Source organism: Bacillus sp. FSL W7-1085 (assembly GCF_038595035.1).
GTDB lineage: Bacteria > Bacillota > Bacilli > Bacillales > Bacillaceae > Bacillus > Bacillus altitudinis.
In genome coordinates, this window is record NZ_CP152000.1 from 2,426,544 (window position 1) to 2,449,369 (window position 22,826).

Consider the following 22,826-nt stretch of genomic DNA (forward strand, 5'->3'; position numbering starts at 1 on the left):
CGGCAATTACTTGCTCATGCATGTCATGACAGAACTTGCCATAGTGTGGCTAAACCGACACCGCCTCCACTGCCAATTGCAGCCATGACATAACTTCCATTCGGTAAGGCGCGGGCTTCGTAAAACAGTCTCACCATCATAGCAGCTCCCGAGGCGCTATATGGATGCCCAAGACAAAGCGCACCGCCTCTTTTATTGATACGGTCATAAGGAATACCCAGTGTCCGGGCAATGAGCACTACTTTGAGCGCAAACGCTTCATTGATTTCAAAAAGTGCAACATCTTCTATCTTCACTTGTTCTTTATGTAAAAGTTTCTTGATTGCATCAATTGGTGAAGCAGCAGGATAATGCGGGTCCATAGCGGTCACGGCACTCCCGATATACCGCAGCATAGGGCTGAAGCCTTTTGCCTCCGCTTCCGCTCTTTCCATCACAACGACGGCAGCTGCACCATCTGCTTCTTTACAGCTATTGGTCACAGTCACAGTACCTTTGCCTGGTAAAAAGACAGGTTTTGCCCGCTTTATCAAGCTTGCAATCGGTCTTATTTTAGCTGCCGCTTCATCTGTACTCATCCCGCTAATCGGAACAATTTCTTCTGAATACGTTCCTTGCTTGAATGCGGTTATACTTCGTTCCCAGCTTAAAAGTGCATAGTCATCTTGCTCTTGTCTCGCAACTGAAAATCTCGACGCCGTCAGCTCTGCCGCTTCCCCCATATGAGGGTCCCCTATCCACTCTGGAGAAAAGCGGGCCCTTTCTTTCATTGGTGACCGAGAAATGCTTTCCGTTCCACCAGCGATATACATTGATCCCTCCCCCGACTGAATCATGATGCACGCCGTTCTAATGGCTTCAAGACCGGAAGCACACTGCCTATCAATGGTCATACCCGGAATATGTAATGAAAGCCCTGCTTCTAACGAGGACAGACGGGCAATGTTGCCACCACCCCCGACGACATTGCCTAAAATGATGTCATCTGGCTTGGTCACGTTTGAAAAATGCTGGATCAAGGGCGCAGCTAGATGCTCTGGCCGGTAATCCTTCAACATTCCATTTTTCTCACCGAAGGGCGTCCGCTTCGCTTGTACAATCACGGCTTGCATGATAATTGTTCCTCCGCCCACTTTTTCATACTGGCACGAGCGATTTTCCCTCCTGATGTTTCGATCATTTTGTCCGTGACGAGCCATTTTTTTGGTACTTTGTATGCCGCTAATGTTTCTTTTACAGCTTGCCGAATGAGTTTTGTTTGCTGTACATTCTCAATAATGGCAACAGGGATTTCGCCCCAATATGGATCAGGAAGTCCAATCACGATTGACCGATACACCTCTGGCTGTTCATTCAGCACACGCTCAATTTCCTCTGGAAAAATATTCAGTCCCCCATAGACAATCATGCCATTCTCGCGGCCGCTCATATACAAGTAACCATCTTCGTCGAGCCACCCCATGTCATATACGGTCAGCCACTCTTCGGGCGGCTTTTCATCTTGTAAATAGCCTGAAAAAGACATTGGGCTTTTCACATAAATTCTCCCTATTTCATTTGGCTGGCAAACGGTTTGATCTGCCCTCCTGACTTCAACCTGAATAGAAGGAAAAGGCTTTCCGACAGAAGTAGGCTTTTGCAAAAAGTCATCTGAAGATAAATAGGAGACAAAACTCAATTCTGATGTTCCATAAAAATCAAAAAATGTGATGTGAGGATAGCGGTTGACGAGCTGTTTTTTTGAAGAGTTTCCCCAATCTGCACCAGACGACAGGACAAGAAGCGGATTCTTTCCGAAAGCATCCATTTGCAGTAACGATTCTGTCATGGTCGGAACAGTATAAATAGCCGTGATGTCTCCTTTCTCTAAGGTTTTCTTTGCTTTCTCTGGCACAAATTTTTCTAACAATGTCACAGTGCCCCCGAAATAAAGTGTGCTGATCGCACCGTATAAAAAATGAGAGGATAAAAGTGTGCCCAAAATCAGTACATGATCTTTATGTGTGATCCCAAAGACGGATGTTGTCATTTGAAAGCTCTCGATCCATGACTGCTGGCGTCTTATAAAGGCTTTGGGCGATCCCGTTGATCCTGAAGTAAATCCCATATAAAAAGCAGGATCTTCCTCCGGTTCACCTTTGTTCGATTGAACGTTTATGCTGAGGCTGATTCTTTCTTTCCATTCAGATAAAGAGAGCACTGGCATATCCAGCTTGTACTTTTCAATTCTTTTGATATATCGATCTTCCACAATGACAAGGTCTGCCTCGCTTAATAAGAGCTTTTCCGCGCATTCCTTATCACTCCACCGCGGATCAAGAGGCACCGCTGTCCATCCTGCAGAAGCTGCGCCAGCAAATAGTTGGAGAAACGGAACACCATTTGATAATAAAAAAGCGACTCTTTTTTGCTGATGAGGCGTTTCTTTTAACCATTGTGCAGATGACTTCACACGCTCATGCCATTCTTCATAAGTGATCTGCTCTTTTTCATCTATGATCGCCATCTGATCTGGCTTCACTTTTGCATGAGCTGCATAGCTTTCCGTTATTCTCATCAAACTGCTCGCCTCCCTCTATGTAAGTCCCTTTTTCGATATGACATCGCTTGAATGATTTTCACCGTGAAGACGGCACATATCCCTGCTTTGATCAGATCACCCGGTAAATAAATGACGCTGAACAGAGCTGCTTGCGTGATCTTTATATGCATCATCATGGCTTGAAAGGGAATTCCGCCTATATATAATATCCCGATACTGCATACCGCATAGATTAAAAATAGGCGTAAGGCCGTCACTTTCTTCAGCCGGTTTAGCCACAGGCTGATCATAAAGGCAGCCACTGGATAAGCAAGTAAAAAACCACCGCTTGGCCCAAAAAAGACCCCTATTCCGCCTCTCCCTCCAGATAAAAGAGGTGCGCCTGCTGCCACTATTAGAAGAAACAGAAGTAAACTAATCAGGGCTTGCTTTGGTTTTAACAGCCCTCCAGCAAGCAAAAGACCTGCGGTTTGTAAGGTGATTGGTACAGGTGTAAACGCAAGAAAAATAGGCGGAATCAATCCTAACATCCCAATAACTGCTGTCATGAATGCCATTTGCATCATATCGTGAATTTTCAATTTTCATACCCCTCACTCGATGTTTTTGATAAAAATAGCGTAAAAGGTCGAGTGATATATGTCAACTAAATTTCAATAATAGTTTACATATAGAATGTAAAAAAAGACCTGTGAAGAAAGATCACAGAGATCATGTTCACAGGCCTTTTATTCGTTCTATTCTTCTTCGTCTTCTTGATCTAAGAACGTATTTAACGTTTCTTCAATCATGTCCCACTCTTCATCCGTTTCAATTGGCTCTAATTCGCCATCTTCACCGTCTTCGTTTGGTGTGAAGCTTGATGCATGAATTTCAATTTCTTCGTTATCTTGTTCAGAAATTGGGTAGTAAAGAACATATGATTTGTTAAAATGGTCGCTTTCAAAAGTAAATAGTACTTCGCAAAGCTGCTCATTTCCATTATCATCAACGATTGTAATTTGCTTTTCTCCGTGTTCCATTTGATTCACCTCATTTTAATTTAAGCTGTCTAAGTACCCTTGAAGGATCATAACAGCCGCCATTTTATCAATGACTTTTTTACGCTTTTGTCTGCTCACATCTGCAGAGATGAGCATTTTTTCTGCTGCCATCGTTGACAGACGCTCGTCCCAAAGCACAACAGGAACATTGTACGTGTTTTCTAACACTTTCGCAAATGATTGGCTGGCCTCGCCTCTTGGACCGACCGTACCGTTCATATTTTTTGGAAAACCAAGTACAATTTTATCCGTTCCATATTGCGAGACGATCTCAGACAGGCGGCTGAGACCAAAGTCTCCGCCTGCTTCATCAATTTTAATGGTTTCAATCCCTTGAGCTGTCCATCCCATTTCATCACTGATTGCCACACCAAGGGTTTTCGTGCCTAAATCTAAGCCTAAAATTCTCATGTTTTACGCCTCTTTATGTGTCTCTAAGTACGATTTAACCAATTCCTCAATTAATTCGTCTCGTTCTAGTTTACGAATTAGGTTGCGTGCATCCTGATGTCTTGGAATATAAGCAGGGTCGCCTGACAGCAAGTATCCGACAATTTGATTGATCGGGTTGTATCCTTTTTCTTGGAGTGCGTCATAAACTGTTATGAGCACTTCATTCACATTGGTTTCAGCTGAATCATCAGAGAAGTTAAACTTCATTGTCTTATCAAATGAACTCACTGCTTCTTGCACCTCTCTTCCAACATTCTACTAGCAAGCTTTTTTCTAACCGCTCATCTAATACCATTATTCTACACTACATTGACTGATTATAAAACGGATTTGACAGATTCTTCGACAGTTGCCAGTGCTTCTTCAAGCTTTTCTGGCTGTTTCCCGCCTGCTTGTGCCATATCTGGGCGTCCGCCTCCGCCTCCGCCGCAAATTTCAGCTGCCTGCTTCACAAGTTTTCCTGCATGAAGACCTTTTTCAATGACGTCTTTCGTCACACCGGCTGAAATGTTGACTTTTCCATTTTGAACAGCGCCAAGTACAATGACTGCTGAACCTAATTTCGCTTTTAAGTCATCAACCATCGTTCTTAAATGGTTCATGTCTTTGGCGTTTACTTTTTCAGTTAACACGTTCACTCCGCCAACTTCGATGACTTTTTCTAAAATAGAGCCAGCTTCTGCTTGACTTAATTTCGCAAGAAGTGATTCGTTTTCTCTTTGAACTTCTTTTAAATCAGCCTGCAAGGAAGCGATGCGTTTTGGTACATCTTTTGTATTTGATTTCAGTTCATTAGCTGCCTTTTCTAAAATCGCAAGCTGATCATTTAATTCTTCATAAGCACCTTTACCTGTTACAGCCTCAATACGGCGTGTTCCAGCACCAATACCCGATTCAGATGCAATTTTAAACAATCCGATCTCCGCAGTGTTTTGAACGTGACAGCCTCCGCATAACTCGATGCTGTAATCACCTACTTGCACCACACGGACAATATCGCCATACTTCTCGCCAAACAGCGCCATTGCGCCCATTTCTTTTGCTTCAGCAATTGGTTTCAGGTCAATGGAAACCGAAATGCCTTCCCAAATCTTTTCGTTGACGATTTTTTCAATTTGTGACAATTCTTCTTTTGTTACTTGTCCAAAGTGAGAAAAGTCAAAGCGAAGTCTGTTTTCATTCACAAGTGAACCCGCTTGGTTAACGTGGCTGCCCAATACATCTTTTAGCGCTTGGTGCAAAAGATGTGTCGCTGTGTGATTTTTCACAATGCCTTTTCGAAGTGCTGATTCGACTTCTGCAGTGACTTCAATGCCTTTTTGAACCGTACCACTTACGACGACTCCTTCGTGGACATGCTGGCCGTTTGGCGCCTTTTTCACATCTTTAATATCAATGATCGCTTCGGCACTTTTTAACGTTCCTTTATCCGCCACTTGTCCGCCGCTTTCCGCATAGAAAGGTGTTTCATCTAATAAAATTTGCACCGTTTCCCCTTCGTGAGCTTCTGTGACAATTTCACCGTTTTGAAGCAATTCGATAATACGAGCATCTGCAGTTAAATTTTCATAGCCCACAAACGTACTTTCTGCTTTAATATCGCCTAAAGCCCCGCCTTGAACCTGCATACTACCTACATCTTGTCTGGCATTTCTTGCACGTTCACGCTGCTTCTCCATTTCTAGCTGGAAGCCTTCACGATCAACTGTCATGTTTTCATCTTCTGCATATTCTTCTGTAAGTTCGACCGGGAATCCATATGTGTCATAAAGCTTAAACACATCTTTACCGGAAATTTGTGAGCTGCCATTGTCTCGTTCTTTTTTGATCACTTCTGATAAAATGGCTAACCCTTCATTCAGTGTCTCATGGAAACGCTCTTCTTCATTTTTGATCACTTTTGCAATAAATTCTTCTTTTGCTTGAACATCTGGATAGAAATCCTTCATGATCTCCGCAACAACTGGAACTAGGTCATACATAAATGGACGGTGGATATGGATCGTTTTTGCATAACGCACAGCACGGCGCAGCAAACGTCTTAACACATAACCTCGGCCTTCATTAGAAGGAAGTGCTCCGTCACTGACGGCAAAGGCAACAGTACGAATGTGGTCAGCAATGACTTTAAATGCTGTGTCTTTTTCTTTTGACTCCCCATAGCTTTCTCCAGAAATCGTTTCTACTGCACGAATAATCGGCATGAACAGGTCTGTATCAAAGTTCGTCGGTACGTTTTGAATCACAGAGACCATACGCTCAAGACCCATTCCTGTATCAATGTTTTTCTTCGGAAGCGGTGTGTATGTACCATCTGGATTATGGTTAAATTCAGAAAAAACAAGATTCCATACTTCTAGATAACGTTCATTTTCTCCGCCTGGATATAATTCAGGGTCGTTCATGTCGTTGCCATATGCTTCTCCGCGATCATAGAAAATTTCTGTATTCGGACCACTTGGCCCCTCGCCAATATCCCAGAAGTTGCCCTCTAGACGAATAATTCGTTCCTCAGGGACACCAATTTTATCTCTCCAAAGAACATACGCTTCTTCATCCTCTGGATGTACCGTTACAGATAGCAGATTCGGATCAAAGCCAATCCACTCGTCACTTGTGAGGAATTCCCAAGCCCATTCGATTGCCTCTTCTTTGAAATAGTCTCCAATAGAGAAGTTGCCCAGCATTTCAAAAAACGTATGATGGCGTGCTGTTTTCCCTACATTTTCAATGTCATTTGTACGAATTGATTTTTGTGCGTTGCAAATACGCGGATTCTCAGGCACGACGCGGCCATCGAAGTATTTCTTTAATGTTGCCACCCCGCTGTTAATCCATAAAAGTGTTGGATCGTCATGCGGTACGAGGGACGCACTCGGTTCGACAGCATGTCCTTTTTCTTTAAAAAAATCTAAAAACATTTGACGTACTTGAGCTGAAGTTAAAGTTTTCATCATAAATCCTCCTTTTTTATTCCTCAATCTTCACACAAACGAAAAAACATCTCGCCCTATGCAAGCAAAAAACTACTTACACAGGGACGAGATGCTCTCGCGGTACCACCCTGATTATAGACATATGCGTCTATCACCTTCACATCCGATAACGCCGGAAGAGAGCGGCAGTGTTTATCTGCACTCGGGACTAGCTTCCGTTAAAGGTCTGATAAGGCTTTTCTCAGCAAACAAAGCCTCTCTCTGCAACAGCTTTTTAACGTACTCGGGTCCGTCATTGAATTCAATATGTATGAATCGAAATTATTATAGACAACTCGGCTCGTCTTGTCAATGAACGCTTCGTCTCATGTGAATATATTGCACAATGATGACCCTCATAATAGCTGCGGACGGCACGGCTAAAATCATTCCAATCAAGCCAAACAGCTCACCTCCAGCGAGTAACACCAGCATGATTACGACAGGATGCATATGCAGGCTTCTCCCGACAATGATCGGACTCAGTACATTGCTTTCTAAAAATTGAAGCACGGCTACTGTAATTAGCACAATGATCACTGACTTCACTGAGATGGTAAAAGCGATAAAGACAGCTGGAATCGCTCCAATAATCGGGCCAAAATACGGAATGACATTCGTTGCACCGATTAACATACCTAGTACAAGCGGATATGGAATATGAAACAGCCAAAGAACAATGGCAGCAGCTCCCCCAATTAAAGAACAGACAAGCAATTGTCCTCTAATATAATCCCCAAGTGAGTCATCCACTGCTTTCACAAAGGCATGTCCCCTTTTTCGAAAGCTTGGCGGGGTTAAATACCATGCTGCCCGCTTCATCGTGTTCATATCTTTCACCATATAAAAAACAAGAAAAGGGATAAGTGCAGCAACTAAGGCGTAATCAAGCAGTACTTTACAGCTAAGAATCATCCGCTCTGCCCCATTTGCGGCATACGTCTCAGATTGGACAATAAAACGATCCAGCCGTTCATGCAGTCCATCAGGCCAGTGGCTTGTATGACGATGAACATGTGATAAAGCACCATTATACGTTTCGGCAAGCATGGGAATTTGCTCCGACAATTCATTTAACTGAGCGATTAAAACCGGTGCCCCTTTATACACAGCCAAACCAATGCCGCCAAAAAACAGCACATATATCAATAAGAGACTGACCGTCCTTGGCAAACCTCGCTTATGTAGTCTTTCAACAATTGGATAAAGAAGATAAGAAATAAAAATAGCGATAAGAAGCGGGATCAAAACCGCTTTGAGCAATAAAAAAATAGGCATCCATAACTCGTCGAGCTGAACCAAAATGAGTAAAGACGCAAGGACAAGCAGTACACCTGCAGCATATATTAGAAACTCGATCGGACGTTTTTTCACCTTTTTCACCTCTCTTCTTATTGTTTAACCAACTTCTGCAATTATCCATGTAAATAAAATTTGTCCTAACTTTGTTAAAAATGAATACACATGAAACATACGGCTCCATCCAAAGTCACTGTTTGCTGTAAAATCTCGTTAGAAAATATTCCATTATTTTCTTATTTTCGCCTCATTTATGCTAGAATCCACTTTAGCTCAATCATTAGAAGAGGAGGTTCTTCATGATCACATTCGAAGAAGTCAACAAGCATTACGGCCAGTTCCATGTACTTAAGGACATTAACCTACATATTCAAAAAGGTGAGGTTGTTGTGATCATCGGTCCTTCAGGGTCTGGAAAAAGCACGATGCTCAGATGTATCAATCGTCTTGAAAGCATTGATGAAGGAAAAGTCCTTGTCAATCAAGTGTCTGTTCAGCATCCGAAAACCAACATCAATCTCATCAGGCAAAATATCGGGATGGTGTTTCAGCACTTCCATCTTTATCCGCATAAGACGGTGCTAGAAAACATTATGCTTGCGCCGATGAAGGTTAAAAAAGTGAGCAAAGAAGAAGCAAAGGAAACAGCTGAATTTTATTTAAATAAAGTTGGCATTCCTGAAAAAGCAGACACCTACCCTTCTAGACTCTCAGGAGGACAGCAGCAGCGTGTGGCAATCGCAAGGGGACTTGCAATGAAACCTGAGGTCATGCTTTTCGATGAACCAACATCATCTCTTGATCCAGAGATGATCGGTGAGGTACTAGATGTGATGAAACAGCTGGCAAGGGAAGGAATGACAATGGTCGTTGTCACGCACGAGATGGGGTTTGCCCGTGAAGTCGCGGACCGTATTGTGTTTATTGATGAAGGAAGAATTCTTGAAGAATCTACACCAGCTGCCTTTTATGAAAAACCGCGCGAGAAACGCGCTCAGCTCTTTTTAAGCCGTATTTTAAATCACTAGGGGGAATGAATTTGATGAAAAAAATGAAACGCTTTGGCCTATTACTGTTGATGACTTTCTGTATGATCGCTCTCGCTGCTTGTGGATCTGCCGAGAAAGGCTCAACTGATGCAAAACAAGGCAGCTCATTAGAAGCCATTAAGAAAGACAAAAAAATCGTTTTCGGTGTGAAAAACGATACTCGTTTATTCGGTCTAAAAAATCCTAGTAGCGGGGATATTGAAGGGTTTGATATTGATATCGCAAAAGCGATCACTAAAGAAATGCTCGGTGATGAAGGAAAAGCAGAATTCAAAGAAGTGACATCTAAAACAAGAATTCCTTTACTGCAAAAAGGAGATATTCATGCCATTGTTGCCACAATGACGATCACAGAAGAGCGTAAAAAAGAGGTCAATTTCTCAGATGTTTACTTTGAAGCAGGACAATCACTGCTTGTGAAAAAAGGCAGCGACATTCAATCGATTGATGATCTTAAAAAAGGTACGAAGGTGCTTGCAGTGAAAGGGTCCACTTCTTCTCAAAACATTCGCGAAAAAGCACCAGAAGCATCCGTTTTAGAATTTGAAAATTACCAAGAAGCCTTTACAGCCTTAAAATCAAATCAAGGGCAAGTTCTGACAACTGATAATGCAATTTTATTTGGCATGGCAGACGAAGATTCAAATTATGAAGTCGTTGGCGGAACATTTACCGATGAGCCTTATGGCATCGCTGTGAAAAAAGGCGATGAAAAATTGACAGAAGCCATTAATAAAGCGTTAAAGGCATTAAAAGATAATGGAGAGTATGACAAGATTCATAAAAAATGGATCAAAGAATAATCAATTGACTCGATCAATCTCAACACCCTCAGGAGAGCCGCTTGCCGGCTCCTCTATTGATTAGGAAGGAAGTGAACTGATTGCTGCGGTTTTCCATTTTAACTGAGAACTTCCATCTTTATTTAGAAGGGTTTAAATATACGATTGGTGCAAGTGTCATTGCGTTGATTGGAAGCTTTTTCATCGGTACACTCATTGCCATTATGAGAATTGCGCCACTAAGGCCGCTCAACTGGTTAGGGACGGCTTACGTGGAATTTATTCGGAATATTCCGTTATTATTGATCACCTTTGTGTTCTTTTTTGGTTTACCGGTACTTGGCATTGTGGCAGATGGCTTTACAGCAGGAACCATTGCCCTCTCCATTTATACGTCTGCTTTTATCGCTGAAGCCATTCGTGCAGGTATACAAGCTGTACCGCTTGGACAAATGGAAGCAGCTAGAGCTTCTGGTCTGTCATATAGCGGAACGATGCGATATATTATTCTGCCGCAAGCAATCAAAATTGTCATTCCACCACTTGGGAATCAATTTATCAACCTTGTGAAAAACTCGTCTATTTTAGGTGTCATTGCAGGGTTTGATCTGATGTACCAAGGAGACCTTATCGCTTCGAGAACGTTTGTGACATTTGATGTATACATCTTTGTTGCCATGTTCTATCTTCTATTGACCATTCCGCTTAGTCTAGGCGTTGGTTATTTAGAAAAAAGATTAGCCCGAAGCCACTAGAAAGGAGGAAAACACAATGGATTTTATAGGTGCCTACCAGCCCGATCATCTCGCCTTTTTACTTGAAGGATTTGCTGTCACCTTAAAAGTGGCTTTTATCTCCATCATTTTAAGCTTTATCATCGGATTAGTCGTTGGCACATTGAGGTTCGCACAAATCCCTATTTTATCAAAGGTGCTTGCGGTCATTGTTGAAACCGTTCGGAACCTGCCGCTTTTGCTGATCATCTTTTTTACGTATTTCGCCCTGCCTGAAATCGGCATTAAGCTAAGCATTACAGCCTCTGCCATTGCGGCTTTAACCGTGTTTGAATCTGCCATGCTGTCAGAAATTATTCGCAGCGGATTAAAATCAATTGATAAAGGACAAATCGAAGCGGCCAGATCCTCTGGTTTAACCTATATACAAACATTAAAAATGATTATCATGCCACAGGCATTACGCCGAATGGTCCCGCCGATTGTCAGTCAATTTATTTCTCTTTTAAAAGATACATCGCTTGCCGTTGTGATTGCCCTTCCAGAACTATTGCATCACGCGCAGATTTTAAATGGTCAAAGCCAATCTTATTTACTTCCTATTTTCCTCTTGGCGGCCATGATGTATTTTGTTGTGAACTTCAGCTTGTCTATACTTGCACGGAGATTAGAGTACAGGCAGGCATAAAAAAAGGACATCCGCTCATGGTGGATGTCCCTTTTTGTTTAAAGCATTCGCATAACTCGTTTTCTCATCTTTTTCATATCCCGCTTAGATGGCATATCATATCGACTTGCAAAGTGATATGCGAGTGCACCTGCACCAAGCGTTAATAGTGAAGAAGTCATTTTGCCCATTCGAAATTCCCCCTTAACACTTATAGTTGAATTGAACGTTCATCGTCACTAAACAGGTCGTCTAAACTGCTTAGTGTACCGTCTTCCTCCACTTGGTGAGTAGATATTTTGCCTTTTGACAGTGTCAATTCAATAAAACAGCCCCAGCAATAATATTGATTGACCCCAATTTTTCCGATGTCTTTACATTTGCAATTTGGGCAAATGAGCATACTCAGCACCTCTTTACGTTCGGTTTAGAACAAGTGCTTCCTTTTGAACATCCATCAAGGTTCCGGCAGCATGCAGCTGCTTTCGAATCCCTGATAGCTCTGTAAAGAAGCCGTCCGAGAGTTCATATGCTACGATTGTGCCCGAATTTGTACAAAAGTATACATCTTCCAAAACACCTAATGTTTCACCATCTGGCGTACGGATCATTTTCTTTTTTAATTTCGAAAAGAAGAAGGATGGGGCGGAGGTATCTATCTCGATGCCCTTCTGGCAGCTCACATATAGACCTTTGTCTGTCAGTTTGTCGCCAGCTGAGAATGGAATAAAAGCACAGTCTTTCTTTTTCCCATCTAAAACATATCCCCCGCAGCTGCCGCCGGCTAAAAAGCAAATATCTTTGATCGCCCCAAGTGAATGAGACAGCTCGTCTGTATAGATCGTCAGTCCTTCAAGCTCTCGACATGTTCTCAAAATGTGATCAACCACCTTTTCGGAACAGTCTTATCGTGTGCGTTTCCTCTATGACTCATACGAAGAAATGGCTTCCATGAAGGAAGCCATTTACTCTTGCATAAAATCAAACGGGGTGATTCCCTCCATGCCAATATTGGCATCGTGTACGCTGAAAGGAAGTTCTTTTTGGAGGGCTGCTAGCTCAGCGTCCATGATTTCTTCCGTTTCAGTAAGACGCATGGTTAAAGATGTTTGTCTGAGGGAGTCTTCATTATTTTTCACGCCCCACTCTAATGCTGATTCCTCGCCGCACAAAATTAAAAACTTTTTACTTCGTGTAATGGCCGTGTAAAGCAAATTTCTTCGAAGCATTCGATAATAACTTCTAACGACTGGCAGCACCACGATTGGGAATTCACTGCCCTGGGATTTATGAATCGAGCAACAATAAGCGTGTGTAAATTGATGAAAATCTTTTTTCGTAAACGTGATTTCATTTCCATCAAAGGAGATGACCGCCATATCTTCTTTTTCCGTGTTTTCTTTCGCATAAAAGATCGAGACAATTTCGCCAATATCACCGTTAAAAATATTATTCTCCGGCTGATTCACAAGCTGAAGCACTTTATCACCGGTCCGGTACACCACATCACCAAACGGGATTTCTCTGCCCTTTGGTTTTTTAGGATTCAAAATGTGCTGCAGCATTTTATTGAGCTCATTAATGCCTGCTTTTCCTTTATACATGGGCGCAAGTACCTGAATGTCTTTAGCTGAATAGCCTTTTTGAGCAGCATTGCTGACGACTTTCTCAATGACTTCTTTCATTTGATCAGCTGAGCATTTTATAAAGGATCGGTCTTTTGAACGTGCAGTAATATCTTTTGGCAGGACGCCATTTTTCATATCATGCGCAAGCTCAACAATTGTGGAACCGTCTGCCTGCCGGTAAATATCAGTTAGTGTCACTGCCGGTATAGCTTGTGACGCAAGCAGGTCTCTTAACACTTGACCAGGTCCGACAGATGGAAGTTGATGTTCGTCTCCAACCATAATGACTTGAATATGATCTGGGATCGCCTTAAACAAATGGTTCGCCAGCCAAATATCCAGCATACTCGATTCATCAATGATGACAAGTTTTCCTTCAATCGGCTGGTCTTCATCATGTGAGAAGCCTTCTGATCCATTCCAGCCTAGCAACCGGTGAATGGTCACAGCAGGAAGTCCAGTGGATTCTGTCATTCGTTTCGCAGCACGTCCAGTTGGTGCGGCAAGCACGAACGGAAATGCTTCATCTTTTTTATAATCACCCGGGTCAAGAGATACGCCGTGAAGATCGCTGTAAAGCTCGACAATCCCTTTAATGACCGTCGTTTTCCCTGTACCCGGTCCGCCTGTTAAAAGCAGCATTGGAGACATGAGTGCCTTTTGAATGGCTTCTTTTTGGGTTGGTGCATACTGGACACCAAGCCGTTCCTCCAGTTCACCGAGTGCAAGCAGAAATTCTGATTCAGGAAATTGATCTGCATATTCCGTTTGAGCGACAATTTTTTGAATGCGTTTTGCCACACTTTGCTCCGCATAAAAGAGCGACGGATGATAACAGCGCTCATCTTCAATAATCATGTCTTTCCCTTCACCAAGTGCAATGATCTGATTGGCAACGTCCATTTCAGTCACTTTGTAGTCATTGCCGGTTTGATTCAGCAGTTTACGGGTCTCGACAATCAGATCTTTCGTTTGTATGTATGTATGACCGTCCTGCAGGCTTGCTGTCTCAACGGTATACAAAAGAGCTGCACGAATGCGGTCTGGATCATTTCCAGATATCCCTGTTCTAGCGCCGAGTTCATCTGCTTTAATAAAGCCAATCCCCTCGACGTCTTTGACGAGCTGATAAGGATTTTCTTCAATTTTCTGCAACGTTTCACTCTCGTATACTTGGTAAATCTTCATGCTAAGCTGAGGACCAAAACCATATTGATTCAGGCTGATCATGATTTGCTCAAGCCCTTGATGCTCTTGAAGTGCGGCAGCCAGCTTATCAGCCTTCTTTTTTGACAGGCGAGGGACGTCATACAACACAGACGGATCACGCATAATTTGATGAAGCGTCTGATTGCCAAGCTTGCCGACGATTTCTTCCGCCGTCTTTTTCCCAATCCCTTCAAACAAGTCACTAGAGAGATAATGAATGATGCCTTGCTTTGTTGTAGGGACTTCCTTTTGAAAATGAGTGGCTTGAAACTGCTCGCCAAACTTCGGATGACTTGTGACCTTGCCATAGAAGGTGTAGGTTTCCTCCTCATGAAGCGCTGGGAAGTACCCTGTGACAGATGCTGTTTTTTCCTCTAAATTCTCTGATGTTTCAATGACTTTTACTTTTAACACAGAGTATAAATTACTTTCGTTATGGAAAATAACGGCTTGAACCGTCCCTTTTAAAAACGGTTCATCTTCAAGCTTCATTTGATCTGGATGTTCCTGCACAGGTCTTCCCTCCTTCCGGTTATTCTGCCTCTTGAATCAGCTTTTGCGCTTGCAATGCAAGCATATGATCAGGCTGCACGTCAATGGCTTTTCCTAGCATTTCAAGCGCTTCGTCCTTTTTCTCTAAATACGCATACGCAACGCCTGCATTATAAAAGGCGTCTGCATGCTGCGGATCTCGCGTAATCACTTCAGTAAAGACTGCGACCGCTTCCTCCAGCAGATGTTCATTCGCTAAGCACATGCCAAATTGAAATCTTGCTTCGTTGTCTTCTTCGTTTAACTCAACTGCACGCTGAAGATAAGGCATCGCAAGCTTCGGCTGCTCTAATTTCATCAGTGTCTGCCCTAACATATAAAACAAATCACTGTTTTCCATTCCAGCTTGTAGCGCTTGCTCAAAATAGTCTTTCGCTTTCATAAAGTCTTCTTTCATCGTGTAAACATTTCCTGCTCCGTAATAGGCTGCAGCTGCTGTATGATCAAGTTCAATGGCTTTTTGAAAGAAGTTCAAAGCACGTTCAAATTCATGAACACTTGAAAGTAAATTCGCAAAGTTGATATATGGAACCGGGTCCTTTGGGCTTTCTTCAATGGCTTTCGTAAAAGCTTCAGCTGCCTGTTCGATGTTCCCTTGATTTAAAGCTTCAATACCGATTTCGTTATGATTCATTCGCTCTCTTCATCCTTTCATTAAAAAACCTCAACAGCGACGTTGAGGTTTTTAACACATGTTACACATACGACAGCTTTTGGCCATCTTTAAAGACATCGTCAATGGTCCCGCCGCCAAGACATTCTTCGCCATCATAAAAAACAACAGCTTGTCCTGGAGTGACAGCACGAACGGGTTCATCAAAGATCACCATTGCTTCCTGCTCACCTGTCATTTTGACTTTTACATGATGGTCTTCTTGACGGTATCGGAATTTCGCTGTGCATGTGAGTTCACCGTTTTCGCCGACAATATGAGGACGCGTCCAGCTGATGTTAACAGCTGAAATACTTTCAGAGTATAAAAGCGGATTGTGGAAGCCTTGTTCAACAAATAAGATATTTTTCTCTAAGTCCTTCCCAACAACGAACCACGGATCACCGCTTCCGCCAATGCCAAGTCCTTGGCGTTGACCGATCGTGTAATACATGAGTCCATCATGTTCACCTTTTACTTCTCCGTCCATTGTCTGCATCACACCGGGCTGTGCAGGCAAATATTGGCTAAGGAACGTTTTAAAGTTTCTTTCCCCAATAAAGCAGATGCCCGTAGAATCTTTTTTCGTTGCTGTTGCGAGCTCTGCTTCTTTCGCTAATTCACGCACTCTTTTTTTCTCTAAATCGCCGATTGGGAACAATACTTTATCAAGTTGTTCTTGAGTCAGCTGATTCAAGAAATAAGTTTGGTCTTTGTTTGTATCAAGACCTCTTAGCATTTTCACTTCATCGCCGGTTCTGTCGACACGGGCATAGTGGCCTGTTGCCAAATAATCCGCTCCAAGCGACAATGCATGCTCAAGAAATGCTTTGAACTTAATTTCTTTATTACACATGACATCTGGATTCGGCGTTCTGCCTGCTTTATATTCATCAAGAAAATATTGAAACACTTTGTCCCAATACTGTTTCTCGAAATTCACTGCATAATATGGGATTCCAATCTGGTTACAAACACGAATGACATCCTCATAGTCCTCCGTTGCTGTACATACACCATTTTCATCTGTGTCATCCCAGTTTTTCATAAATATGCCGATCACATCATAGCCTTGCTCCTTTAGCATGAGCGCAGCAACTGATGAATCGACGCCTCCGGACATACCGACCACAACTCTTGTGTCTTCAGGTCTTTTTGTCATCTTCATCAACTCCAATTTCAATGAAACAACGTGCGCGTTTCGTTCTTCAGGTGCCTAGCTGTTTCATTTTTCACACACGAACAAAAGGGAGCATTTATTTGGCTAGGCGTTTCACGACAGCCGCTATCTTATGCGCCGCCTGCTTCACATGTTCCTCTTCATTTCCAAGACCGAAGCTTATTCTGACTGAGGATGTCAGCTCTTTTGCTTCTTCACCATACATGGCGCTTAATACGTGCGAAGGAAGGACAGATCCAGCCGTACATGCTGACCCGCTTGAAACAGCAATCCCTTCCATATCTAAGTTCACAAGTAACGATTCAATAGAAACGCCCGGGAAGTGGACATTTAAAATATGCGGCAATGTCTCTTTCGGATGTCCATTGATAGAGAAATTGAGTGATTCCTCTTCGAATACTTGCAGCATCGCTTCTTTGAGCTTACCATAATGCACTGCTTTTTCTCTTCTATTTTGCTTTGTTAATTGAACTGCTTCTGCAAGCCCAATGATTCCCGCCACATTTTCAGTGCCAGCACGGCGTTTTCTTTCTTGTTCTCCTCCGAATAGCTGTGGTGAAAGTTTTACACGCTCATTGACGTATAAAAAACCTGTTCCCATCGGGCCATTTAGTTTATGACCGGACGCAGATAAGAGGTCGATATGAAGTTCTGTGACATCAATTGATATTGTCCCAAATGCCTGTACTGCGTCTGTATGAAAATAAGCAGTGTGTTCGTGTAAAAGTTGACCAATTTCTTTAATTGGCTGAATCACACCCGTTTCATTATTGCCGTACATGATGGTCACAAGAATTGTATCGTCTCTTAGTGCTTGTTTTAATTGATCAAGATGAATCAATCCAGTGTGATCCACATCTAAATACGTCACATCAAAACCAAGCTTCTCTAAGCGTTCGCATGTATGCAGCACTGCATGATGCTCAGTTTTTGTTGTGATGATATGTTTTCCTTCATGCTGCCTTGCCATTGCCACACCTGTAATGGCCAAGTTGTCTGCCTCTGTTCCTCCGCTTGTGAGGATGATCTCCTGCGGCTTACAGTGTAATTCTCCTGCAATGACTTCCCTTGCTTCATCGAGCCACTTTCTTGCCTCGCGCCCATATGAATGAATACTAGAGGGGTTGCCAAATATCTCTGTAAAGTAAGGCATCATCTTGTCCACAATCCGTTGATCCATCGGCGTTGTGGCTGCATGATCTAAATAGATACGTTCCATTTACGGTACACCTCTGATCTAAATATAGAACATATACGCCTCTTGATCCTCGTCATCTTTATAGCTTGCCAAGTCTTCAAGAGTTGTATTGTCTAGTACGTCTTTTACTGCATCACGAATACGAATCCAAAGTGCACGCTTTGCTGGTTCTTCGTTTTCGATCACTTCAACAGGACTAATAGGTCCTTCTAATACACGAATAATATCACCGGCTGTAATCTCGTTTGGCTCATGGGCAAGCACATAGCCGCCATACGCTCCGCGGATACTTTTCACAAGACGTGCATTGCGAAGTGGTGATACAAGCTGCTCTAAATAATGCTCAGACAAATCATTGTTTTGAGCGATTGATTTTAATGATGTAGGGCCTTCGCCATGTTTTTTGGCTAATTCGATCATGATCGTCAGACCATATCTGCCTTTAGTAGAAATTTTCAAGTTAAACACCTCTGCGTTTTCTATTTCTATGTCATCAATTATTTTTCTGATTTCATATACGCTTATATAGACCAAAAGCAATTATATCATACTTTTAGCCAACTTTCATTTGCGGGTTCTGAGCTCAAAACGAGGACGCATCCCTTTTCTATTTGAAGAAATTTCGGTACTCTATACAAACAAGACATTGCTTTAGGAGAGATAATCATGAAACCTTTAGCGTATCGGATGCGCCCAAGTCATATTGGAGACATTATTGGGCAGGAGCATCTCGTTGGGGAAGGTCAAATTATTAGACGAATGGTCGAGGCAAAACATTTGTCCTCGATGATTTTATACGGACCGCCGGGAATCGGCAAAACATCCATTGCAACTGCAATCGCTGGCAGTACAAGCATTGCCTTCCGTACATTGAATGCGGTGATTCATAACAAAAAAGATATGGAAGCTGTCGCCGCTGAAGCGAAAATGAGTGGTCAGGTCATCTTGATTTTAGACGAAGTCCACAGACTCGATAAAGGGAAGCAGGATTTCCTTCTTCCGTATTTAGAAAATGGCATGATCATTTTAATTGGCGCGACAACAGCTAATCCGTATCATGCGATTAACCCAGCCATCCGCAGCCGGACACAAATATTTGAGCTGAAGCCGCTGGAAACAGAGCAAATTAAAGTTGCATTATCTCGAGCTTTACAGGATGAACATCGCGGGCTTGGCGGTTATTCGGTCAAAGTTGATGAGGAGGCAATGAATCATTTTGCAAATGGATGCGGAGGAGATGTGCGTTCCGCTTTAAATGCGCTCGAACTAGCCGTCTTATCGACAAAAGCGGATGAATCTGGACAGATCACGATCACTCTAGCTGCAGCAGAAGAATGTTTACAAAAAAAGAGCTTCTCGCATGATAAAAACGGTGATGCCCATTATGATGTCCTCTCGGCTTTTCAAAAATCCATTAGAGGATCTGATGCAGATGCTGCGCTGCATTACCTTGCAAGACTCATTGAAGCGGGAGACCTTGAAAGCATTTCGAGACGATTACTTGTGATGGCTTATGAAGATATTGGCCTAGCCAGTCCGCAGGCAGGGCCACGTGTGTTAAGCGCTGTTCAAACAGCTGAGAGAGTTGGTTTTCCAGAAGCACGAATTCCACTCGCTAATGCCGTGATTGAACTGTGTCTTTCTCCAAAGTCAAACTCCGCTTACCAAGCGATTGATGCGGCACTGCATGATATTCGCACGGGGAAAATTGGTGAAGTTCCCGTTCATTTAAAAGATGCCCACTATAAAGGAGCAGCAGCACTTGGAAGGGGCGCCGATTACTTATATCCGCACGATTATGAAAATGGCTGGGTGAAGCAGCAATATTTACCTGACCCGCTGAAAAACAAGCAATATTATGAACCAAAGCAAACTGGAAAATTTGAAGGTGCACTAAAGCAAGTGTATGAAAATTTAAGACGGCAAAAATAAAAAAAAGCCCCCTGCTCTAAGCAGGCGGGCTGTTTATTTATCTTTCACACGTGTAATCGGAATGTCTTTTAACAGTTTCATAATGACATGACCACCCATGATCAGTCCAGCCACAGATGGAACAAACGCATTGGATGATGGCGGCATTTGTGCCTTACGAATTTTCGCTTCATCATTTCCAACTTCTTTTCTCACATCTTCACGAATGACAATCGGACTTTCATCAGAGAAAATAACTTCAATTCCCTTACGAATGCCTTCCTTCCGCAGGCGTGTTCTGACGACTTTCGCAATTGGGTCTGTATGTGTTTTCGAGATGTCATCAATTTTAAAGCGTGTCGGATCTGTTTTATTTGCAGCACCCATACTCGAAATAATGTTCACATCGCGTTTCAGGCACTCTTTCATTAAATGAATTTTATAATGAATTGTATCTGATGCATCAATGACATAATCAAGTGGATACTCAAAGAATTGTTCATATGTTTCTTCTGTATAAAACATTTTGAGCGCAACAACTTCACATTCTGGGTTAATGTCAGCAATTCTTGCCTGCATTAAGTCAACTTTAGGCTGACCAACCGTTGATAGCAGAGCTGGCAGCTGCCGGTTTACATTTGTAATATCAATATCATCTTTATCAACAAGAACAATACGGCCAACACCTGAACGAGCAAGAGCTTCTACTGCAAAAGAACCTACGCCGCCTACTCCAAGCACTGCAACTGTACTGTTTTTTAATATATTTAAGCCTTCCTTGCCAATGGCAAGCTCGTTTCTTGAAAACTGATGTAACAAGTGCCTCACTCCACCTTTATTTAAAATGAATCGAAAGAATCATATCATATTCAGCGTTCTCCGTCATCCTTCTCAAATAGAAAAAAACACAAAAAAGTCCCGATCACGCCGCCAGCTTTTCCTTCGTTTTGAACCCCGCACCATGCAGGTGGGTGCTTTCTCCCTCACTTTATAAGTCCTCAGAAGAGGCATTTATGCAGAAAGGAAAGGCAAGCTCCCGTAGAAAAAAATGTTCGGTCAAAACTAGGTAACCACCGTACGTATCAGGACTTTATTTATTGGTTGATGAAAGCATATCATAGGCATGTCCCTTTTTCAAGCGTTTACATGCCTATAAACATGCGCCTATTTTACTGTTTTACTTTTGTTTTAATAGCCAAACTCAGTTCATCTAGCTGCGCTGCGCTTACAGTGCCAGGAGCATCTGTGAGAACACAACTTGCACTTGCCGTTTTCGGGAACGCAATGGTATCTCTTAGGTTAGATCGGCCGGCAAGCAGCATCACTAAGCGGTCAAGTCCAAGCGCAATTCCGCCGTGCGGAGGCACACCATGCTCAAATGCATCAAGAAGGAAGCCGAACTGATCGTACGCTTCTTCTTTAGAAAAGCCAAGTAAACCAAACATTTTCTCTTGAATGTCCTTTTCAAAAATACGAATAGAACCTCCGCCAAGCTCATAGCCGTTCAGCACAAGATCATACGCTTGAGCTTTCATATCTTCTGGACTTGTTTCAATTAATTCAAGATCATCACGAACTGGCATTGTGAAAGGATGATGAGCAGCATAGAAGCGGCCTTCTTCTTCATCTTTTTCAAGGAGCGGCCAGTCGACTACCCATAAGAAATTGAAGACAGACTCATCGATGAGTTTAAGCTCTTTGCCAAGTTTTAAACGAAGTGCGCCAAGCGCATCATGGACAACAGACGTTTTGTCAGCGACAAAAAGTAAAAGGTCGCCTTCTTCAACTTGAAGCTGTTCTTTTAATTCTGCTTGTTTTGACTCATCAAAGAATTTAGCGATTGGTCCTTTTAACTCTGTCCCTTCAGCTTTTAGCCAAGCGAGACCTTTTGCACCATAGTTCGCTGCAAATGCACCAAGTGCATCGATGTCTTTTCTTGAGTAGTTTGCTGCAGCCCCTTTGACATTAATGGCTTTGACAGCTCCGCCATTGTTTACAGCACCGCTGAAGACTTTGAAATCTGAGTCTTTTACCGTGTCTGAAATGTTGACAAGCTTCATGTCAAATCGGGTATCTGGCTTGTCAGAACCATAGGAATTCATCGCTTCATCGTACGTCATACGAGGTAATGGCAATGTCAGGTCAACGCCTTTGACATCTTTCATCACCTTTGCCATCATCTCTTCAGCAAGCGTCATGATGTCTTCTTGGCTCATAAAGGACATTTCAATATCGACTTGTGTAAATTCCGGCTGACGGTCAGCACGCAAGTCTTCATCTCTAAAGCAGCGAGCGATTTGATAGTAGCGGTCCATCCCAGACACCATGAGCAATTGCTTAAATAATTGCGGAGACTGCGGCAGCGCATAGAATTCTCCTTCGTGTACACGGCTTGGCACAAGATAGTCACGCGCACCTTCTGGCGTACTTTTTGTTAAAATTGGCGTTTCAATGTCTAGAAAGCCGTGATCATCTAAGAAATGGCGGAATGCTTTTGTGACTTCATGTCGCATTTTCATCGTTTCAAACATCGCAGGGCGGCGAAGATCTAGGTAGCGGTATTTTAAGCGCACATCTTCTGATACCTCATCCGCTTGATCTGAAATCACAAATGGAGGCGTCTTGGCTTCATTTAAAACAGTGACTGTGTCGACTTGAATTTCAATTTTGCCTGTTTTTAAATTTGGGTTGATCGTGGCTTCTTCTCTTGCGACCACTGTCCCTTTAATATCAAGGACATATTCATTCCGAATCGATTCTGCTGTCTCAAGAGCCTCTTTTGATTGGTCTGGATGAAAGACAACTTGCACAATGCCTGTACGATCACGCAGGTCAATAAAGATTAATCCGCCAAGGTCACGACGTTTTTGTACCCATCCTTTTAATACAACGGTTTGACCGATTTGGTCTTCTGTTACTTCTCCACAATAAAAAGTTCTACCAAACACAAAC

At 42.7% G+C, this 22,826-nt stretch carries 23 protein-coding genes, 1 other RNA gene and 1 other annotated feature; of the genes, 5 read left to right on the plus strand and 19 right to left on the minus strand.

Annotated elements, in window-relative coordinates:
- Positions 1 to 23 precede the first annotated feature (23 nt).
- From MKY11_RS12525 to MKY11_RS12560, 8 genes are all read right to left on the minus strand, one after another.
- Positions 24 to 1,112 (minus strand): acetyl-CoA C-acyltransferase, encoded by a 1,089-nt coding sequence (locus MKY11_RS12525; RefSeq protein WP_019743021.1) that lies wholly within the window; start codon positions 1,110 to 1,112, stop codon positions 24 to 26.
- A complete protein-coding gene (locus tag MKY11_RS12530; protein ID WP_342501458.1) occupies positions 1,100 to 2,557 on the minus strand; it encodes an acyl-CoA synthetase in 1,458 nt (485 codons plus the stop codon). Before MKY11_RS12530 ends, MKY11_RS12525 begins: the two co-directional genes overlap by 13 nt.
- On the minus strand, positions 2,557 to 3,123 hold the full coding sequence (locus MKY11_RS12535; RefSeq protein ID WP_024718368.1) for a biotin transporter BioY: 567 nt from the start codon (positions 3,121 to 3,123) through the stop codon (positions 2,557 to 2,559). Before MKY11_RS12535 ends, MKY11_RS12530 begins: the two co-directional genes overlap by 1 nt.
- Before the next feature lie 156 nt (positions 3,124 to 3,279).
- Positions 3,280 to 3,564 (minus strand): DUF1292 domain-containing protein, encoded by a 285-nt coding sequence (locus tag MKY11_RS12540; protein WP_017358102.1) that lies wholly within the window; start codon positions 3,562 to 3,564, stop codon positions 3,280 to 3,282.
- Between the two features lie 15 nt (positions 3,565 to 3,579).
- Positions 3,580 to 3,996, minus strand: a complete 417-nt coding sequence (ruvX, locus tag MKY11_RS12545; protein ID WP_003216519.1) for a Holliday junction resolvase RuvX — start codon at positions 3,994 to 3,996, stop codon at positions 3,580 to 3,582.
- 3 nt (positions 3,997 to 3,999) lie between these two features.
- A complete protein-coding gene (locus MKY11_RS12550; RefSeq protein ID WP_024718370.1) occupies positions 4,000 to 4,266 on the minus strand; it encodes an IreB family regulatory phosphoprotein in 267 nt (88 codons plus the stop codon).
- A gap of 89 nt (positions 4,267 to 4,355) precedes the next feature.
- Entirely contained in the window at positions 4,356 to 6,992 is a 2,637-nt protein-coding gene (alaS, locus tag MKY11_RS12555; RefSeq protein ID WP_256689356.1) for an alanine--tRNA ligase, read from the minus strand.
- Between the two features lie 79 nt (positions 6,993 to 7,071).
- Positions 7,072 to 7,279: a binding site (T-box leader), on the minus strand.
- A 43-nt stretch (positions 7,280 to 7,322) separates the two neighbouring features.
- A complete protein-coding gene (locus MKY11_RS12560; RefSeq protein ID WP_017358104.1) occupies positions 7,323 to 8,387 on the minus strand; it encodes an AI-2E family transporter in 1,065 nt (354 codons plus the stop codon).
- Positions 8,388 to 8,611: 224 nt separating this feature from the next.
- Here MKY11_RS12560 and MKY11_RS12565 point away from each other — a divergent pair, with 224 nt between their 5' ends.
- From MKY11_RS12565 to MKY11_RS12580, 4 genes are all read left to right on the plus strand, one after another.
- Positions 8,612 to 9,340, plus strand: coding sequence for an amino acid ABC transporter ATP-binding protein (locus MKY11_RS12565; RefSeq protein ID WP_342501459.1), 729 nt, complete (start codon positions 8,612 to 8,614; stop codon positions 9,338 to 9,340).
- Positions 9,341 to 9,354: 14 nt separating this feature from the next.
- The gene (locus tag MKY11_RS12570) at positions 9,355 to 10,164 is read left to right on the plus strand and encodes a transporter substrate-binding domain-containing protein (protein WP_113767040.1); all 810 of its coding nucleotides are present in this window, start codon (positions 9,355 to 9,357) and stop codon (positions 10,162 to 10,164) included.
- A gap of 80 nt (positions 10,165 to 10,244) precedes the next feature.
- Positions 10,245 to 10,898: an amino acid ABC transporter permease gene (locus MKY11_RS12575; protein ID WP_268363284.1), complete on the plus strand. Its 654-nt coding sequence runs from the start codon at positions 10,245 to 10,247 to the stop codon at positions 10,896 to 10,898.
- A gap of 16 nt (positions 10,899 to 10,914) precedes the next feature.
- On the plus strand, positions 10,915 to 11,565 hold the full coding sequence (locus tag MKY11_RS12580) for an amino acid ABC transporter permease (RefSeq protein WP_008342693.1): 651 nt from the start codon (positions 10,915 to 10,917) through the stop codon (positions 11,563 to 11,565).
- Positions 11,566 to 11,603: 38 nt separating this feature from the next.
- Here the strand turns inward: MKY11_RS12580 and MKY11_RS12585 are convergent, their stop codons facing one another.
- The 8 genes from MKY11_RS12585 to MKY11_RS12620 all read right to left on the minus strand — a co-directional run bounded on the left by MKY11_RS12585 (position 11,604) and on the right by MKY11_RS12620 (position 18,422).
- The gene (locus tag MKY11_RS12585) at positions 11,604 to 11,735 is read right to left on the minus strand and encodes a YrzQ family protein (RefSeq protein WP_008342695.1); all 132 of its coding nucleotides are present in this window, start codon (positions 11,733 to 11,735) and stop codon (positions 11,604 to 11,606) included.
- 20 nt (positions 11,736 to 11,755) lie between these two features.
- Positions 11,756 to 11,947 carry a hypothetical protein gene (locus MKY11_RS12590; RefSeq protein ID WP_003216308.1) on the minus strand — a complete coding sequence of 64 codons (192 nt, stop codon included), beginning with the start codon at positions 11,945 to 11,947 and terminating at the stop codon, positions 11,756 to 11,758.
- Between the two features lie 13 nt (positions 11,948 to 11,960).
- Complete coding sequence (locus MKY11_RS12595; protein WP_041506817.1) at positions 11,961 to 12,419, minus strand: PRC-barrel domain-containing protein; 459 nt, start codon at positions 12,417 to 12,419, stop codon at positions 11,961 to 11,963.
- Between the two features lie 90 nt (positions 12,420 to 12,509).
- The gene (locus MKY11_RS12600) at positions 12,510 to 14,894 is read right to left on the minus strand and encodes an ATP-dependent RecD-like DNA helicase (RefSeq protein WP_193803762.1); all 2,385 of its coding nucleotides are present in this window, start codon (positions 14,892 to 14,894) and stop codon (positions 12,510 to 12,512) included.
- 19 nt (positions 14,895 to 14,913) lie between these two features.
- Positions 14,914 to 15,567: a tetratricopeptide repeat protein gene (locus MKY11_RS12605; protein ID WP_342501460.1), complete on the minus strand. Its 654-nt coding sequence runs from the start codon at positions 15,565 to 15,567 to the stop codon at positions 14,914 to 14,916.
- Positions 15,568 to 15,628: 61 nt separating this feature from the next.
- On the minus strand, positions 15,629 to 16,747 hold the full coding sequence (mnmA, locus tag MKY11_RS12610; protein WP_008342709.1) for a tRNA 2-thiouridine(34) synthase MnmA: 1,119 nt from the start codon (positions 16,745 to 16,747) through the stop codon (positions 15,629 to 15,631).
- A 94-nt stretch (positions 16,748 to 16,841) separates the two neighbouring features.
- On the minus strand, positions 16,842 to 17,984 hold the full coding sequence (locus tag MKY11_RS12615; protein WP_058336590.1) for a cysteine desulfurase family protein: 1,143 nt from the start codon (positions 17,982 to 17,984) through the stop codon (positions 16,842 to 16,844).
- A gap of 18 nt (positions 17,985 to 18,002) precedes the next feature.
- Positions 18,003 to 18,422 (minus strand): Rrf2 family transcriptional regulator, encoded by a 420-nt coding sequence (locus MKY11_RS12620; RefSeq protein ID WP_008342713.1) that lies wholly within the window; start codon positions 18,420 to 18,422, stop codon positions 18,003 to 18,005.
- 207 nt (positions 18,423 to 18,629) lie between these two features.
- Between MKY11_RS12620 and MKY11_RS12625 the strand changes: the two genes are divergently transcribed.
- On the plus strand, positions 18,630 to 19,895 hold the full coding sequence (locus MKY11_RS12625) for a replication-associated recombination protein A (protein WP_342501461.1): 1,266 nt from the start codon (positions 18,630 to 18,632) through the stop codon (positions 19,893 to 19,895).
- A 33-nt stretch (positions 19,896 to 19,928) separates the two neighbouring features.
- Here MKY11_RS12625 and MKY11_RS12630 read toward each other — a convergent pair whose 3' ends face one another.
- The 3 genes from MKY11_RS12630 to aspS all read right to left on the minus strand — a co-directional run bounded on the left by MKY11_RS12630 (position 19,929) and on the right by aspS (position 22,822).
- A complete protein-coding gene (locus MKY11_RS12630) occupies positions 19,929 to 20,693 on the minus strand; it encodes a tRNA threonylcarbamoyladenosine dehydratase (RefSeq protein WP_008342718.1) in 765 nt (254 codons plus the stop codon).
- A gap of 92 nt (positions 20,694 to 20,785) precedes the next feature.
- A non-coding RNA gene (gene ssrS / locus MKY11_RS12635) (6S RNA) lies at positions 20,786 to 20,966 on the minus strand.
- Between the two features lie 77 nt (positions 20,967 to 21,043).
- Entirely contained in the window at positions 21,044 to 22,822 is a 1,779-nt protein-coding gene (gene aspS, locus MKY11_RS12640) for an aspartate--tRNA ligase (RefSeq protein WP_026050119.1), read from the minus strand.
- Between the last annotated feature and the right edge of the window lie 4 nt (positions 22,823 to 22,826).

Bases quoted from the DNA above. Each gene is read 5' to 3' on its own strand.
- MKY11_RS12525 (WP_019743021.1), bottom strand. From the start codon at position 1,112: ATGCAAGCCGTGATTGTACAAGCGAAGCGGACGCCCTTCGGTGAGAAA.
- MKY11_RS12530 (WP_342501458.1), bottom strand. From the start codon at position 2,557: ATGAGAATAACGGAAAGCTATGCAGCTCATGCAAAAGTGAAGCCAGAT.
- MKY11_RS12540 (WP_017358102.1), bottom strand. From the start codon at position 3,564: ATGGAACACGGAGAAAAGCAAATTACAATCGTTGATGATAATGGAAAT.
- ruvX (WP_003216519.1), bottom strand. From the start codon at position 3,996: ATGAGAATTTTAGGCTTAGATTTAGGCACGAAAACCCTTGGTGTGGCA.
- alaS (WP_256689356.1), bottom strand. From the start codon at position 6,992: ATGAAAACTTTAACTTCAGCTCAAGTACGTCAAATGTTTTTAGATTTT.
- MKY11_RS12565 (WP_342501459.1), top strand. From the start codon at position 8,612: ATGATCACATTCGAAGAAGTCAACAAGCATTACGGCCAGTTCCATGTA.
- MKY11_RS12570 (WP_113767040.1), top strand. From the start codon at position 9,355: ATGAAAAAAATGAAACGCTTTGGCCTATTACTGTTGATGACTTTCTGT.
- MKY11_RS12580 (WP_008342693.1), top strand. From the start codon at position 10,915: ATGGATTTTATAGGTGCCTACCAGCCCGATCATCTCGCCTTTTTACTT.
- MKY11_RS12585 (WP_008342695.1), bottom strand. From the start codon at position 11,735: ATGGGCAAAATGACTTCTTCACTATTAACGCTTGGTGCAGGTGCACTC.
- MKY11_RS12590 (WP_003216308.1), bottom strand. From the start codon at position 11,947: ATGCTCATTTGCCCAAATTGCAAATGTAAAGACATCGGAAAAATTGGG.
- MKY11_RS12605 (WP_342501460.1), bottom strand. From the start codon at position 15,567: ATGAATCATAACGAAATCGGTATTGAAGCTTTAAATCAAGGGAACATC.
- mnmA (WP_008342709.1), bottom strand. From the start codon at position 16,747: ATGACAAAAAGACCTGAAGACACAAGAGTTGTGGTCGGTATGTCCGGA.
- MKY11_RS12615 (WP_058336590.1), bottom strand. From the start codon at position 17,984: ATGGAACGTATCTATTTAGATCATGCAGCCACAACGCCGATGGATCAA.
- MKY11_RS12625 (WP_342501461.1), top strand. From the start codon at position 18,630: ATGAAACCTTTAGCGTATCGGATGCGCCCAAGTCATATTGGAGACATT.